Annotated in this window: 2 tRNA genes; both read left to right on the forward strand. The window is 45.5% G+C overall.

Annotated features, from left to right (window positions below):
- The first annotated feature begins 55 nt into the window (after positions 1-55).
- A tRNA-Ile gene (locus tag H5300_RS27240) sits at positions 56-132 on the forward strand.
- 21 nt (positions 133-153) lie between these two features.
- Positions 154-229: transfer RNA gene (locus H5300_RS27245), tRNA-Ala, on the forward strand.
- The last annotated feature ends 90 nt before the right edge of the window (positions 230-319 follow it).

Below are 319 nucleotides of genomic sequence, written 5' to 3' on the forward strand. Positions count from 1 at the left end.
CACGATGAGTGTCCACACAGATTGATTAGGTTTAGAAAGTAAAAGAGACGATATTGGGTCTGTAGCTCAGCTGGTTAGAGCGCTCGCCTGATAAGCGGGAGGTCGGTGGTTCGAGTCCACTCAGACCCACCAATATCGACTAGATACAAAGATGGGGCTATAGCTCAGCTGGGAGAGCGCCTGCCTTGCACGCAGGAGGTCTGCGGTTCGATCCCGCATAGCTCCACCATCTTTAAGTGTTTTTATCTGAAAATATTTAAAAATGGTTCATTAGTTTGAATCAAGCTCTTTAACAATTTGGAAAGCTGACTGATTGATT

Origin of the sequence: Vibrio sp. SG41-7 (assembly GCF_014164465.1) — a bacterium.
Lineage (GTDB): Bacteria > Pseudomonadota > Gammaproteobacteria > Enterobacterales > Vibrionaceae > Vibrio > Vibrio splendidus.